The 13,173-nt window shown below is 40.3% G+C and carries 18 protein-coding genes; all 18 read right to left on the reverse strand.

All coding sequences use genetic code 11. The features are described from left to right. Positions 1-99: 99 nt before the first annotated feature. On the reverse strand, positions 100-393 hold the full coding sequence (locus tag QM857_RS02880; RefSeq protein ID WP_000256768.1) for a hypothetical protein: 294 nt from the start codon (positions 391-393) through the stop codon (positions 100-102). Positions 394-494: 101 nt separating this feature from the next. Then, positions 495-1,349 (reverse strand): PTS system mannose/fructose/sorbose family transporter subunit IID, encoded by an 855-nt coding sequence (locus QM857_RS02885; protein WP_029689583.1) that lies wholly within the window; start codon positions 1,347-1,349, stop codon positions 495-497. Continuing rightward, positions 1,333-2,175: a PTS mannose/fructose/sorbose/N-acetylgalactosamine transporter subunit IIC gene (locus QM857_RS02890; RefSeq protein WP_006151610.1), complete on the reverse strand. Its 843-nt coding sequence runs from the start codon at positions 2,173-2,175 to the stop codon at positions 1,333-1,335. The genes QM857_RS02885 and QM857_RS02890 overlap by 17 nt, the downstream gene beginning before the upstream one ends. A 57-nt stretch (positions 2,176-2,232) precedes the next feature. Then, a complete protein-coding gene (locus QM857_RS02895; protein WP_195183841.1) occupies positions 2,233-2,727 on the reverse strand; it encodes a PTS system mannose/fructose/N-acetylgalactosamine-transporter subunit IIB in 495 nt (164 codons plus the stop codon). A gap of 14 nt (positions 2,728-2,741) precedes the next feature. Then, entirely contained in the window at positions 2,742-3,179 is a 438-nt protein-coding gene (locus tag QM857_RS02900; RefSeq protein WP_301559773.1) for a PTS sugar transporter subunit IIA, read from the reverse strand. A gap of 139 nt (positions 3,180-3,318) precedes the next feature. After that, a complete protein-coding gene (locus QM857_RS02905) occupies positions 3,319-4,617 on the reverse strand; it encodes an ABC transporter substrate-binding protein (protein ID WP_414275009.1) in 1,299 nt (432 codons plus the stop codon). Next, positions 4,614-5,297, reverse strand: a complete 684-nt coding sequence (locus tag QM857_RS02910; protein WP_025173290.1) for a response regulator transcription factor — start codon at positions 5,295-5,297, stop codon at positions 4,614-4,616. Before QM857_RS02910 ends, QM857_RS02905 begins: the two co-directional genes overlap by 4 nt. Before the next feature lie 21 nt (positions 5,298-5,318). Further along, positions 5,319-6,620, reverse strand: coding sequence for a sensor histidine kinase (locus QM857_RS02915; RefSeq protein ID WP_414272662.1), 1,302 nt, complete (start codon positions 6,618-6,620; stop codon positions 5,319-5,321). Further along, complete coding sequence (locus QM857_RS02920) at positions 6,620-7,603, reverse strand: substrate-binding domain-containing protein (protein ID WP_414275010.1); 984 nt, start codon at positions 7,601-7,603, stop codon at positions 6,620-6,622. The genes QM857_RS02915 and QM857_RS02920 overlap by 1 nt, the downstream gene beginning before the upstream one ends. 189 nt (positions 7,604-7,792) lie before the next feature. Continuing rightward, entirely contained in the window at positions 7,793-8,188 is a 396-nt protein-coding gene (locus QM857_RS02925) for a single-stranded DNA-binding protein (RefSeq protein WP_004251844.1), read from the reverse strand. Positions 8,189-8,263: 75 nt separating this feature from the next. Next, positions 8,264-9,025, reverse strand: coding sequence for an SDR family NAD(P)-dependent oxidoreductase (locus QM857_RS02930; protein ID WP_414275011.1), 762 nt, complete (start codon positions 9,023-9,025; stop codon positions 8,264-8,266). Positions 9,026-9,066: 41 nt separating this feature from the next. After that, positions 9,067-9,693 (reverse strand): YtpR family tRNA-binding protein, encoded by a 627-nt coding sequence (gene ytpR, locus QM857_RS02935; protein WP_004251839.1) that lies wholly within the window; start codon positions 9,691-9,693, stop codon positions 9,067-9,069. Between the two features lie 9 nt (positions 9,694-9,702). Next, entirely contained in the window at positions 9,703-10,020 is a 318-nt protein-coding gene (locus QM857_RS02940) for a thioredoxin family protein (RefSeq protein WP_074324362.1), read from the reverse strand. Then, positions 10,017-10,307, reverse strand: a complete 291-nt coding sequence (locus tag QM857_RS02945) for a DUF4651 domain-containing protein (protein ID WP_024053819.1) — start codon at positions 10,305-10,307, stop codon at positions 10,017-10,019. Before QM857_RS02945 ends, QM857_RS02940 begins: the two co-directional genes overlap by 4 nt. Before the next feature lie 75 nt (positions 10,308-10,382). Then, the gene (locus tag QM857_RS02950; RefSeq protein WP_000119707.1) at positions 10,383-10,637 is read right to left on the reverse strand and encodes a DUF1912 family protein; all 255 of its coding nucleotides are present in this window, start codon (positions 10,635-10,637) and stop codon (positions 10,383-10,385) included. 9 nt (positions 10,638-10,646) lie between these two features. Further along, complete coding sequence (locus QM857_RS02955) at positions 10,647-11,981, reverse strand: DUF438 domain-containing protein (RefSeq protein ID WP_414275012.1); 1,335 nt, start codon at positions 11,979-11,981, stop codon at positions 10,647-10,649. Continuing rightward, positions 11,981-12,214, reverse strand: a complete 234-nt coding sequence (locus tag QM857_RS02960) for a DUF1858 domain-containing protein (RefSeq protein WP_414275013.1) — start codon at positions 12,212-12,214, stop codon at positions 11,981-11,983. Before QM857_RS02960 ends, QM857_RS02955 begins: the two co-directional genes overlap by 1 nt. Positions 12,215-12,315: 101 nt before the next feature. After that, a complete protein-coding gene (locus tag QM857_RS02965) occupies positions 12,316-13,095 on the reverse strand; it encodes a hypothetical protein (protein WP_414272667.1) in 780 nt (259 codons plus the stop codon). Positions 13,096-13,173 lie beyond the last annotated feature (78 nt).

Consider the following 13,173-nt stretch of genomic DNA (forward strand, 5'->3'; position numbering starts at 1 on the left):
CTTTGTATACGAGTGCTAAACCATAGTTCTATTGTATCACTTAGTCAGAAATAGTCAAGAAAAAAACACCTCAAAAATGAAAGAGATGTTCCTTTAATATTAATTGAGAATCGTCAACTTTTGATTGAAATCATCGATAACCTTTTGGAGATTGATCCGCCCGCGGTAGATACCATATCCAAAAACCACCATTCCTAATATTCCAATCAAGGCAAGTAAAATTCCGAAAATTAAGAGTGGGAGGAAGGTTTTATGAAAAAGATAAATCAATACCACACCAATACTAGCAGTGATAAAGAGCAAACTGAACCAACGACCCAAATTTTCAAGCATGTGGCGTTGATACTTAATTTCTGTTTCATATCCATTAACAAGTTCTTGTTTTGTAACCATGAAAATCCTCCTGATAAAAATTGAGAATGAAGTGTAAGAGAAGGAGATTAGTCTACTTCATTCTCAAAATTTTTACTAGTAAATATTGGGTTCTCTTGACCTTAGTAATTAAGATGTGGGTCAAAGATACCTAGAGCAACACCAATTAAGGCAACAACAACTAGAATTAACATGACTTTGTTTGGTGAAACTTTTTTCTTAGACATCAACCACCAGCAAATAGTGATGAAGGTTGCTGTCAAGAGACCTGGATAAACACCATCAATCTTTTCTTGAATTTTAAGGAAGGCTTCTCCGTTAGCATTTTTGAATTCGAGTGCTGTTGTAACAGAGACCCAAGTCGCTGCTACGGCACCAATAACCATACCACCAACAACGCTGATCGCTTTACGAAGAGCTTGTCCTTTTGGTCCTACAAGAAATTCAACGGCTTTATCCCCTAATTGATACCCTTTAAAGAAGGCAAAGCGCATACCAAAGTAGACTAGGAAATTCCACACGACGATGTAGAAGATAGCACCAGCGACGTTACCACCTTTTGAAAGACCAAGTGCAATCCCCAAAAGAACTGGAATCAAGGTACCAACTATCAAAGAGTCACCAATACCAGCGATTGGTCCCATCAAACCGGCACGCATCCCATTGATGGTTTCACCATCTACTGCATCTCCATTTGCACGCGCTTCTTCCAAACCAGCTGTAATCCCTACAACAAGGGATCCAAGTTGCGGTTCAGTATTGAAAAAGGCGGTATAGGTTTGCATGGCATCTTTTTGTTCTTCTTTTGTATCATACATCTCTTCTACAATTGGAAGCATTGAAGTTAAGTACCCGAAGGTTTGCATGTGTTCTTGAGAGAAACAAGTCAAATGGCCATAATACCAATGATGAAATGCTTTTGCTAATGTTTTCTTTGAAATTTTCTTTCTATCAGCCATCTTAAATATCCTCCTCATCATCGTCTACGTACACCACTCCAGCCGGAGCTGCTTTCATAGATTTAATCACTTCAAGTTCATAGTAGATTACTGCAAAGATTAATGAAACAACAGCACTAGCTACCAAGTTCAATCCTAGAGATTTAGCCAAAGTAAATCCAACAAAGAATGGAATGAAGTCAGTTGCTTTTGTAACAATTTGTTTCAACAAGATAGCAATACCGACACATGGGAGAAGGGCTCCAACTGTAAAGAGGGCTTTCATCCAGAAACCATCCATAGGAAGGTAAAGTTTCATCAAATCAACCATGTTTTCACCATATTTGGTGATAATCATAGTTGGAAGGAAAGAGAAGAGGAAGTGAGAAATCCAAGGATAAACCCAGTCAACTGCGTAGAGTTTTTTGAAGTTTCCTTCTTCAACGGCTTTCCAACCAATATGTTGCCAAAGCAAGTTCATTGTAGCTGTACCGTAGAAAAGAACAGTACCGATTGTCCCAACGGCTGCACCGATTGGAGCTGCAGCTGCTGCAATTCCAGCTTCGTCTGTGATGTGATTTGCATGCACAAACAAGATAGCAAGAGGAACACCGATATAAGAGATTGCACGAACGTCGGCAGATACGGTTCCACCAGGTGTTACCAAGGCGATATAAACGACTTGAAGGGCAACCCCGACCATAATACCGGTTGTCACATCTCCAAGAATTAAACCTGAGATCAACCCACCAATCAAGGGACGACCGAGTGTATAGTTCCCGATACTGGAACCACCCATACCAGGCATTGAAGACAAGCTGGCGAAAACTGCAAGCAAGATTGCTTGAATCCATGAAATTGTCATAACAAACGCTCCTTTTTGTTTGTAAATTTATTTACCTAACTAATAAAACTGTTAGGTTTAAAAACCAAATTTAGATTTGAAATCGTCCCAGTAACCAATCGAAACATCAGGCAACAATTGGAATTTAACCTTGTAACCTGTTGCCTGGATAGCCTGAAAGGCTTCTGCTTCTTCCTGTGTGATAGATTGGTTATTACCCAATTTCACTGCACCAGGTCGATCATTTGCAGGGCCAACGATGATTTCTTTAACATCTCCTGGGACAAAACCTTGATCCACCAAAATTTCCTTCATATCGATTGGGTTTTTGGTAATCAAGAAGTAACGACTATCTGATTCCGTTACTTTTGCTGATTTTTCTTTAAAGGCTTCTTTTGTCCATACAAAGGTTTTCTTGTCTGATGCACCCTTGTATGCCTGGATTAAAACCTTGTTTGATGCTGCTGCATCGTTTACGGCAATCAAACCATCACATGGTTTTTCCTTTGCCCAGCGTGTGACTGTTTGACCGTGAATCATGCGGTCATCAATCCGTACAAATGTTACTACCATAAGGTACCTCCCTATTAAATATCGTCATCATCTTCTTCAGCACTGGTGGCTGAAACTTCAAAAGGCTGTAGTGCAGATTGTGCTTCTGATAAGATGGTAGCTGACAAATCATCTCCATCCAACACATCCTTCATTACTACTGCTGTTAAAGCCATGGTAAGGTTCATTCCACCAAGAATCACGGCCCCCTCTAGCTTCCCAACTTCTTCTAGGACAGTTGCTGCTGTGGTTAATGGACTACCACCTACAATATCTGCCAAGACCAATACAGAATCATCTGCTGTCAATTCTGAAATGCTTTCTCTAAATTCAACCGCAAAATCATCGACCGATTTTCCTTCTTTGAGTCCAACTGCAATGACCTGGTTCATCTTATCACCAGCAAACATAGCTAGTGATGTTTTTAGGCCTTCTGCCAATCCTCCATGACTGACTAAAATGAGGTATTTCATTTTGCTACGCCTCCTTTATTTGACTCTATTGTAGATTATTTGAAAGCGTTTTTACATTGTCAAATGTCACATTATAAACATGACATTTAGCAATAAAAAAATGACATCTGTCACTTGACACGATGTCATCTTTTTTTCTTTAAAATCCTACCTGGAGACTACTTTCAATCTCCCTTTGAATTTGCGGCAGGCGGTTCTCAACATCTTGATTGCGCAAGGCATTGCCAATCAAGTAGTCCAGTTTTTCTAACACTTCTTTCGAGACATTCTTGGGACTACTTTCTACAGCTTGTTCCATGATTCGGTTCAAGGTCTGATTGGTTAAGGAATCTGCCCCAAAATCATCCACTTGCAGAAGGTCTTTACTAGAACGACTCTTGACTACATCAGGCATGACAGAAATCCCTTGAGATTCAGCAAAAAGAGTTTGTTGGATTTCTGGATCCTCTGTCAACACTTGCATCAACTCCCAAGCCAACTTTGAATGAGGAGTCCGAGCAGACATGGCAAAAGAAGTCGTCGTAACCAAGGTCGCCTTAGTGGTTTTTGACTTAGCAGGCATAGGAATACAGGTCCAGGTGAAGTTTGAATATTTGGAAACATGATAGGGATAAGGTTTATAAGTCCTATATTGAGCCAAAGTCATGGGGTAAAACGCTACTTTCCCCTGGTCAAAATCTTTGGAACTCACCTTATAATTTTTATTTAACTCTTCCAATTTTTGCAGAAAAGTCAAAGATTCTTTGACTTCTGGAGCCGTAAGTTTGAGCATCCCACCTTGAAAGAGACTACCCCCATTTGCTGCCAAAGCTTCTTTCCAGGTGTATTCTGTACTCCCAAACTGATCCAATTGACCATCTCCATTGGTATCTTTGGTTAGTTTTTTACAAATTGTATAGAACTCTTCCAAGCTCCAACCTTCTTTGGGAACCTCAATGCCTTCTTTATCCAGCAAATCTTTATTGACACACATCAAAATAGGATTACTTTCATATGGCAAGGCATAGGTTTGCCCCTGATAAACACCTGATTCAAATGCAACAGGATAAAAAGCAACTTGGTCTTCTTTATTCATATAGCCGTTTAACTTTTCTAAAACGCCACGTGCCGCCAATAAAGAAATATCTTGTTCAGAGACCATAAAGACATCCGGTGTCTTTCCTGAAACAATTTTTTCTGAGAGCCAGTTTGAATATTCAGACTGTGGAATTCCATTTTCATACTCCACACGGACATTGGGATGGGACTTTTCAAATTTTTCAATTGCTCGATCCAAAGCATGTGAACGTTGACTGGTTGGTACATCCCAACTAGAACCTGCATAAACTCCTATATGAAGTACGGTTGGTTGCCGTTTCCACCCATAAACCCCCGCACTTACACAGAGCATAATAAGGAGCCCAATCCCAAAATAAAGATGCTTTCGCTTTAATTTCATTCCGTATTCCCTTTTGAAAAATCGCGTCTGGTCACTCCTGTTTGGACTGACCAAATCGCTAATTGTGTTCGATCTCTTAGGTTTAATTTTGCCAAAATCGTTGATAAGTAATTGCGCACGGTTCCTTCTGACAAGAAAAGTTTGGCCGCAATTTCTTTGTTAGACTCACCATAACCAATTTCTTGAATAATTCGCCATTCCGTAGTGCTTAAATCTTTGACATTATCTTCATCCACAGTAATAGAAAAGTTGGATTTAGCCATCTGTGAAAAAATTTGAAAGACTTTGCTAGCGATATTAGGGTTAATCATAGCTCCACCCTGATACACCACCTTAATAGCTTCGTAGAGCTCGTCTGTCGAGGTCCCTTTTAAGAGATATCCTGAAGCACCATATTTGAGCGCACTATAGATAAATTCATCATCATCAAAGGTCGTTAAAATAATAATTTTGATATCCGGATAATGCTCTTTTACTTCTTTTGTAGCCAAAACTCCATCCATACCTGGCATCCGAATATCCATCAAAATTAAATCAGGATGAGTTTGTGGGATGCTCGACAAGACATGATTCCCATCTTCTACTGTTGCTACCACTTCGATATCGGAGTGAGCTGACAAAATAATTTTCAGAGATTCTCGAATCAAAGACTGGTCATCTGCCACCATTACTTTTATCACCATCTCTTATCTCCCTTCTTTTTATTTCGGTAAACTGACTCGTGTAAAAAATCCATCGCGACTTTCAAATTGAAGTTGTCCTCCTAGGATAGAAATACGCTCCATCATCTGCTTGAGCCCATATCCATAGGTCAAGGTTTCAAACCCAACTCCATTGTCCTGCAACTCTATTATGTAATCTGCTTCATCCTCAAAAAAATGAAGTTCCATTAGACTAGCATGGCCGTGACGAACCGCATTGGTCATAGACTCTTGAATCACACGAAAAATCGTATCTTCAATCATGACGTCCATATCGACATCAACCCATTCATAGATTAAATCAACCTGTAGATTTGAAAGATTCTGATACTCATGAATCATCTTTTCTAACGCATATTTGAGAGTTCGTCCCTCAAGAGCTCCTGGCCGAAGGCGATTGAGAGAGCCTCTCACATCTTGAATCCCTTCGCGGACGACTTCTGACACATTTTTCACCTGTTCTTTTGCCCGATTAGGATCGATATCAATCAAGACTCCAACTGCATCTAAACCAGCTGAGATTCCTGTTAATGCATGCCCCAAGGTATCGTGAATCTCACGAGCAATCCGCTTACGCTCCCGATCCTCTGCAATTTTCTCAGATAAGGCCATATAGTTGTTCAACTCCGTATTAACTTTGGATACCATGGCCAATTCCTCTTCCACTTCGTGGTTCTCCGCAAGGACATTCATAATATAAAACAAAAGCGAAATAATGAAGAACACCAAATTTGAGGCATAGAGAGAATTCTTCAGAAAAAAGGCCAAAATTCGGAGGGAGGACGGATAAAACTGAATATACGTATCCAAGGACGGAATCGGAAAGAAAAGTGAAAAGACGTCTGAGTTGGTCACAAGAAGCATCAGGAAACTCACTAGTATAAACGCAAACCAATACTTGCGGTCTCGTTTAGTATTCAACTCTTTAGAACCATAGAAAATATCCGCAAAAACCAAGAGAATAATCCCATTATAAGCTATATTTTGAACCCACATCAAGAGCAACATCAGGAGAATCTCTAGAATATTTCGTTTATCAAAGATAGACCATCGGCTCGTTTGAGGACGATAACGAGCCATCGATATCAAGGCAATCCCAGCAAATAAGAGCGCAGACAACCAAAAGGTCAGAGAAGGCGCAAAAGGAATACGCTCTAAGCGTTCTACTAACAAAGAAGCTTGTCGTTGGACGATGATATAGTTGGTTGCTTGAAGATAGATAATACTATTGAGCATGACTGCAATAAAATTCACGATCATCAGGAGGGTCAAACTGTATCGCACACCTCTAAATTTTCTCATCACTGCCACCCATTCACATCGAATCGATCGATGTTTTCCTTTGTCATCATTTGAACTGGAATGGTTACTTCTTCAGAGTAGCTCTTCCCATCAACAATATCCTGGATGACTTCCATCACGCGATCTCCCATCTGCAAAGGAGACTGAGCAACTGTTCCCACAACATCATCTGTTGAATGCAATAAAGATTTCATATCTGGTGAACCATCAATTCCATAAATCGCAATGGGGTAGCTAATTCCTTTCTCCTTAATAGCAGCTAAAGCTCCTATAGCTGAACGGTCATTTAAGGCAACCAAGGTATCGATTTTAAATTCTAGTTGCAAGAAGTTGCGTACAGTTGGCATCGCAATTTCTGTCTGTCCCTTAGTTTCTAGTTCCGAGACAATCTGATAAGATTCGTGTCCTTCGATAGTATCCTTAAATCCCTGAATCCGTGTATCTGCTGAAATTGTTCCTTTATGCTCCAAGAGGAGTATTCGAGCACTAGAAGAGCGTTTCATCAGCTCTTTCGCAATCAATACTCCTGCTTGGTAGTTATCGGATACAATACTAGCATCAGGTTTAAAATTCTTCAACTGAGTATCTACTGCAATAATCTTAATCCCTTGTTTTCTAGCTTTTTCAAGAGCCCTTAAAATCAGTTGACTATCCCCCTTGACCGGATTAATCACAATCACATTGACTTTTTGAGCGCAAAAATCATCGATTTGTTGGCACTGTCTTTCTTCGTCCAATTCTGGATCTCGGACATAAACCAGAGCTCCCCTCTCGTCAGCAATTCGACTAATTTCCGAATGAATACTTTTATAGAACTCATTATTCATGGTCATATAGGTGACACCAATCTTAGTCTTTTCATTCATACTAGTCGTTTGACAAACTGTATAGACCCACAAGAGAAGACAGGCCACTGGAATCAGCAGTAATATCCGTTTTATCAACCATTTCAACAATTCTTTTCTCTCTTTATTTTCCTTCAAATTTCATTCCTTTTCTGAAAACTCTGAATATATAATACTTTATTCTACTACTTTTTCAAAAAAAATGCTTGATTTTATTGTACAAGTACATTTATTTGACCTATTTTAAGAAGTAATTTCCGAACAATAAAACTAGAAACAATAGAAAAAGCTGGTCTATAAACGAACCAGCTTTTTCTATAATCAATCCTAGAAGGGAAGTTCCTCCTCTTCCAAAACCAGATCTGCTAAGTCTTGACCAGCATTATTTTCACGCATAGCACGTTGGGCGCGACTTTCCAAAAGTTGAAATCCTGTAGCAAGAACTTCGGTCACGTAGTTGGTCTGACCATTCTTCTCGAACTTACGGGTACGAAGTTCCCCATCGATAGAAATGAGACTGCCTTTAGTCGCGTAGCTAGCCAAGGTTTCAGCCAATTTCCCCCAGACAACAATATTGATGAAGTCCGCTTCACGTTCCCCATTTTGGTCCTTAAAACGACGGTTAATAGCAATCGTCGCACGAGCTACAGACTTATCATTGTTGGTTTTGTGCAATTCGGGTGTAGATGTCAAGCGTCCAATCATAATCACTTTATTATACATTTTTCATCCTCCTACTTATCTATTCGAAGGAAAAGAAAAAAAGTTACAAGATTTGTAACTTTTTTAAAAATAATATTAATCTCTATGAATCATAAATCCAGTTGCTTGTTGATTGGCCATGATGGTCATATCTGTGATTTGTACTCGTCGTGGTTGACTGGTCACATAAACTACAGTATCAGCGATATCTTGCGCCTGCAAAGCTTCGAGTCCCTGATAGACCGTCGCCGCCCGTGCCTCATCTCCATGGAAACGGACTTTTGAAAAATCAGTTTCTACAATTCCTGGCTGAATAGTGGTCACCTTGATATCTGTCGCAATGGTGTCAATCCGAAGCCCATCTGAAAAGGTTTTGACTGCAGCCTTGGTTGCTGAATAGACTGCTGCACCAGCATAGGCGTAAATACCTGCAGTAGATCCCATATTGATAATATGCCCTTGATTAACTGCTACCATGGAAGGTAAGAGGCAACGCGTAACCGCCATTAAGCCCTTGACATTGGTATCCAGCATGGTCAACATATCCAACTCTTCATATTCCTGATAAGGTGCTAAGCCGAGAGCCAGTCCAGCATTATTGACTAAAATATCAATCTGACCTACAGTTTCTAAAATTTCTGAACAAACCGTTTTAACCATTGTCATGTCTGTTACATCTAGCGAAAAGGTCCAGATTTTTTGATTTGGAAAGGCTTCTGCGAACTCTGTTTTTAGAGCTTTGAGTCTTTCTGTTCGGCGACCTGTGAGAACGATATTCTCACCTTTTTCTAGATAAGCACGCGCAATAGCTTCACCGATACCTGATGTTGCACCTGTAATCACTACATTTTTTGCCATCTTATTTCCCTCCAGCGAACAGCATAGATAACTGTTACCAATTAAGCTGTCCAGTGTTTAGCCGGATCGAATGGAGTTCCTACAACTTGGTCTTCTGATAATTCAATGACACCACGTTTTTGGGGAGCATTTGGCAAGGCAAGTTCACGAGGACTACACATCATCCCAAAACTCTTTTCCCCACGAAGTTCCCCTGGGAAAATGAGATTGCCTTTTGGCATCATGGCTCCAGGAAGAGCAACAATGGTTTTCAAACCGACACGTGCATTGGGAGCACCTGCCACGATTTGTACTGTTTTGTCATTCCCAACAGCAACTTGACAGATATTCAAGTGGTCACTATCTGGATGTGCAACCATTTCTACAATCTCACCAACCACAAATTTTGGTTCCTTGTCGTTAATGATTTCTTCAGTAAACCCTTGAGCCTGCAATTCTTGGTTCAAACGAGTTACTTGGTCGTCAGTTAAAAAGACTTGCCCGCGCTCAGCGATCTCAAACATGCTAGAAACTTCAAAAATGTTCCAAGCGACAGTTTCACCAGTTTCCTTTAGAAAAACACGGGCAATATTGCCTTTACGCTCAGCATCTAGCTTGGCGTCACCACTGTTTTTCACGATGACCATAAGGACATCGCCGACATATTCTTTATTGTATGTAAAAATCATTCTTTTCTCCTATTTCAAACTTGCTAAAAAGTCATTGATTTGCCCCTTGGTTTTACGGTCACGATTGACAAAACGTCCAATTTCCTTGTCCTTGTCTAAAACAACAAGACTTGGAATCCCGTATACATCCCAAAGTTTAGCAAGTTCCATGTACTCATCACGGTCTACCCGTATAAAAGTGAACTCTGGATTTGCCTCTTCAATCTCTGGCAAGGCAGGATAGATATAACGGCAATCGCCACACCAATCCGCAACAAAAAGGAAGACCTTCTTGCCATCCTGCTCTACTAAATCCGCTAATTCTTCTAAACTCTTAGGAGAAATCATAAGACTTCCTCCTCGTAGATGAGATCTTCATCTTCATAGACAAAGGTATAGTGACGGCCATCTTCAAAAATGACACCACCAACAAGACGTTCTAGGCTACTTTCGTATACTTGGACATAGAGAGTCCCAATCTCACCCATTTCTGAGAAATAGTCACGCACAATAGCCGTTAACTCTTCCTGTGTTTTCATGAGTTTGTGATCATCGGCTACTTTCTTAGCTCCAAAGGCAAGTGCTCCAAGCCCTGCCACGACTAAACCTGTTTTAATAATATTTTTCGTTTTCATGCTAACATTGTAACACAAAAAGGCTCAAGGAACAATGAAAAAGGGAGTTCCACTCCCCTTTCCATTTTCTACAATTTAATAATTTCTCTCGCCAAACAAACCTTCTGGTAAATCATGGAATCCCTTGCCTGCCTTGAAGTTTTCAAATTTACCTAGTAAGAACTGGTAGGCGTCCAAGCGACTCTCGTAGCGAATCATGGCATCTTTAGCGCGCTCATCTTGATCTTCTTCATAGACCTTTTGACTTTCCTTGTGTGCCATATCGTTAATCATGATTTGGGTATTAACCCAGGCTTCAAATTCCTTCATAAATTCTTGCTCGTAACTCATTTTTTCTCCTTATTCTAATCCACGGAAAAAGTCTGTATCAATCTCACGGTAGGGTTGGATGTCCTGAACATATTCCAAGACTCCTTGAAATTCCCCATTTTCATCATGTACTGCAGCGTAGGTAACATGGACAAACTTACCTCGTGACTCGGACTTGAACCACATCTCGTACTTGTCTTTTTTTCCCTCACGAAGACCTTGCATAATCGTTTTGACTTTATCCAAATATTTTGGCGGGTGGCAGAGTTCGACATTTCTTCCAACTTGAGACGGTGTCCTCTTGAAAATCATCTCATCTGCTGGCGTATTATCGTTATAATATTGGAAGATATCATCCTTATTAACAAAGGTAATCTCCATCGGCAAATGATTAAGGATAAGATTCGCCTGTTCAACTGAGAGATAGCCATTGCCAAAAGCCTGCTGGCTATTGCGATCTAGCACCGTTTCCTTTTCCTTTGGTGTAAAGGTGATAGTAAACTGACCTTCTGGTGTATCGATCACTTGCTGAACTTGTCCATCTACAGTTTCTGGCTGAGTTGGTTCTTCTACACTTTTTTCCTCAACAAAACTTTGACGTTCAGGAACCCATTTCTCAGACGGACGGATAATAGCATATCCATAGGCATCACTTTCCTCAGCAATCTGAATCCAGTCATCCTGGGTAAAGGATTCAAGCAGAATCATGAGAAGGATTGATTCCTCCTTAAAAATCATACTCTCAAACTCTGTCGCAAACGCTTCAAAAACTTCCTTTACAGCGGAAATTGTCACTTCTGGGAGCGACTTAGTTGCTACTAAGGCTGTTTGAAAGAGATCCCTAATCTGATCATCCACTCCCCACATAACTTTGGGAGGTGAATCATGGCCATAACGTTCCATGATAGGAAAGAAGAGCTCTTCCTTGCGCTGGTAGTGGATATCAAATTGACCAACAAGCCCCATCTGACGTACCAAGCCTTTGCGCATTTCTACCAGCATCTCCTCATCGTCCACAGATTCATAAGTCGAGAGCAATCTACGGACCCGAATCAAAGCAGCTCGGAGAGCTAGATTTTCATCCTTAAAGACTCGCACAGGGTGACCAGGATGCTCGGTATCCTCAACTTCTACGCCTTTAACAGCATTTTTAAAGAGATTAGCATGCACATCACATAGCTCCATGACATCTTCAAAGGTAACGCCTGAGTCAGAGTTCATCAACTCATGCTCCATAAGAGAAATCTCGATAGCTGATACACCAGTAAAGGTCGTATCAAAGCGTTCCTGAACGGACTCTGGAGAGGCTCCATTATGCAATTCTAATAAAATATCCCGCAGGATATGAATACGTTCATCTGTCATTAGTCTAACCCGATCACTTCGTAACCATTTGCTTCAAGCGTACGCACAATCTTATCCATAGGAGTCCCTTCAAGCTTTGAGCCTTGTTTGAGCGAAACTTTTCGCCCTACAGTATTACGCATCAAGGGATTTGCAAGAGGTTTAAAACCAAGCTCAACCAAAATATCTAAAACTTCTGGATGTTTATCCCCCACTTCCGCAACGGGAATTGATACATCGATTATATTGTCCATGAGAACCTCCATTCTGTTTTCACACTAGATTTTCTTTTTTTATTATACCACAAGGGCTAGGATAAAAAAACTAGCAGTACAAGCCTACTAGTTTCTTCCCATTACTCTGCTTCGATGATTTCTGCTTCTTTTCGAATCGTTTCTACATCTCTTTGATACTGAGCTTCACTATAATTGACTAGTTTGGATAATTCTCTTTGCAAACTTTTACCCATAGGTTTCATAGTCGTATAGGTTAAACCACCTGAAACGACACCTCCTAGGATTGGGATAAATTTGCCCATTCCTTTTGCAAAGCCTCCCTTTGTCAGATTCACCCCAAAAATTTTCAAAACTTTTTCTAAAATGGGATACCACAAAGTCTTAGCCAAAGCCTTCTGGGGAACTGTCTTCATGACATGTTTAGCAACTGATACTCCCCCAGCTCGAAGGAGGGCTCCAGCACTATTGACCCCAAGCATGACCCCGAGATAGAGCAAGAGCGTATTTTTGGCTTCTTCACTCAATTCATTTCGTGAAGCCCAAAGATCATCATAGCCATAAATATATCCCAATTCTTGCGCTAGTTTTAAGGAGAAAGCATAAAACTGAGCAACATCAGTTGGAATGGTGATTGCAAGGGCTAGACCACCAGGAATACCTGCAAGAACAGAAGTTCCACTCGCCAATAGAACATTATCCTTAATACAAGAATCGGCAACTTTATCTAAAATATCCTGGGATAACAAGGCTGTTGGTCCCTCTTCTAGTAATCGAGGAATATCTTTTGGGTCTAATAGTTTGGAAAATTTATCTACTAAAAATTTTGAACGATCAACTTTAACAACAGGGAGTTTCACGACTTGTTGCAATACTTGCATAGCTAAATCTTGTTTAGACATCTAGTTTCTTCTCTTTTTCTTTCAATTTGAACTATATCATATCACATTTGCTCCATAAAAGAAATTTTAAGAACTTAT

This window comes from Streptococcus infantis, from assembly GCF_047463315.1.
GTDB lineage: Bacteria > Bacillota > Bacilli > Lactobacillales > Streptococcaceae > Streptococcus > Streptococcus infantis_AB.

Bases quoted from the DNA above. Each gene is read 5' to 3' on its own strand.
- QM857_RS02880 (WP_000256768.1), bottom strand. From the start codon at position 393: ATGGTTACAAAACAAGAACTTGTTAATGGATATGAAACAGAAATTAAG.
- QM857_RS02885 (WP_029689583.1), bottom strand. From the start codon at position 1,349: ATGAGGAGGATATTTAAGATGGCTGATAGAAAGAAAATTTCAAAGAAA.
- QM857_RS02890 (WP_006151610.1), bottom strand. From the start codon at position 2,175: ATGACAATTTCATGGATTCAAGCAATCTTGCTTGCAGTTTTCGCCAGC.
- QM857_RS02895 (WP_195183841.1), bottom strand. From the start codon at position 2,727: ATGGTAGTAACATTTGTACGGATTGATGACCGCATGATTCACGGTCAA.
- QM857_RS02900 (WP_301559773.1), bottom strand. From the start codon at position 3,179: ATGAAATACCTCATTTTAGTCAGTCATGGAGGATTGGCAGAAGGCCTA.
- QM857_RS02905 (WP_414275009.1), bottom strand. From the start codon at position 4,617: ATGAAATTAAAGCGAAAGCATCTTTATTTTGGGATTGGGCTCCTTATT.
- QM857_RS02915 (WP_414272662.1), bottom strand. From the start codon at position 6,620: ATGAGAAAATTTAGAGGTGTGCGATACAGTTTGACCCTCCTGATGATC.
- QM857_RS02925 (WP_004251844.1), bottom strand. From the start codon at position 8,188: ATGTATAATAAAGTGATTATGATTGGACGCTTGACATCTACACCCGAA.
- QM857_RS02930 (WP_414275011.1), bottom strand. From the start codon at position 9,025: ATGGCAAAAAATGTAGTGATTACAGGTGCAACATCAGGTATCGGTGAA.
- ytpR (WP_004251839.1), bottom strand. From the start codon at position 9,693: ATGATTTTTACATACAATAAAGAATATGTCGGCGATGTCCTTATGGTC.
- QM857_RS02940 (WP_074324362.1), bottom strand. From the start codon at position 10,020: ATGATTTCTCCTAAGAGTTTAGAAGAATTAGCGGATTTAGTAGAGCAG.
- QM857_RS02945 (WP_024053819.1), bottom strand. From the start codon at position 10,307: ATGAAAACGAAAAATATTATTAAAACAGGTTTAGTCGTGGCAGGGCTT.
- QM857_RS02950 (WP_000119707.1), bottom strand. From the start codon at position 10,637: ATGAGTTACGAGCAAGAATTTATGAAGGAATTTGAAGCCTGGGTTAAT.
- QM857_RS02955 (WP_414275012.1), bottom strand. From the start codon at position 11,981: ATGACAGATGAACGTATTCATATCCTGCGGGATATTTTATTAGAATTG.
- QM857_RS02960 (WP_414275013.1), bottom strand. From the start codon at position 12,214: ATGGACAATATAATCGATGTATCAATTCCCGTTGCGGAAGTGGGGGAT.
- QM857_RS02965 (WP_414272667.1), bottom strand. From the start codon at position 13,095: ATGTCTAAACAAGATTTAGCTATGCAAGTATTGCAACAAGTCGTGAAA.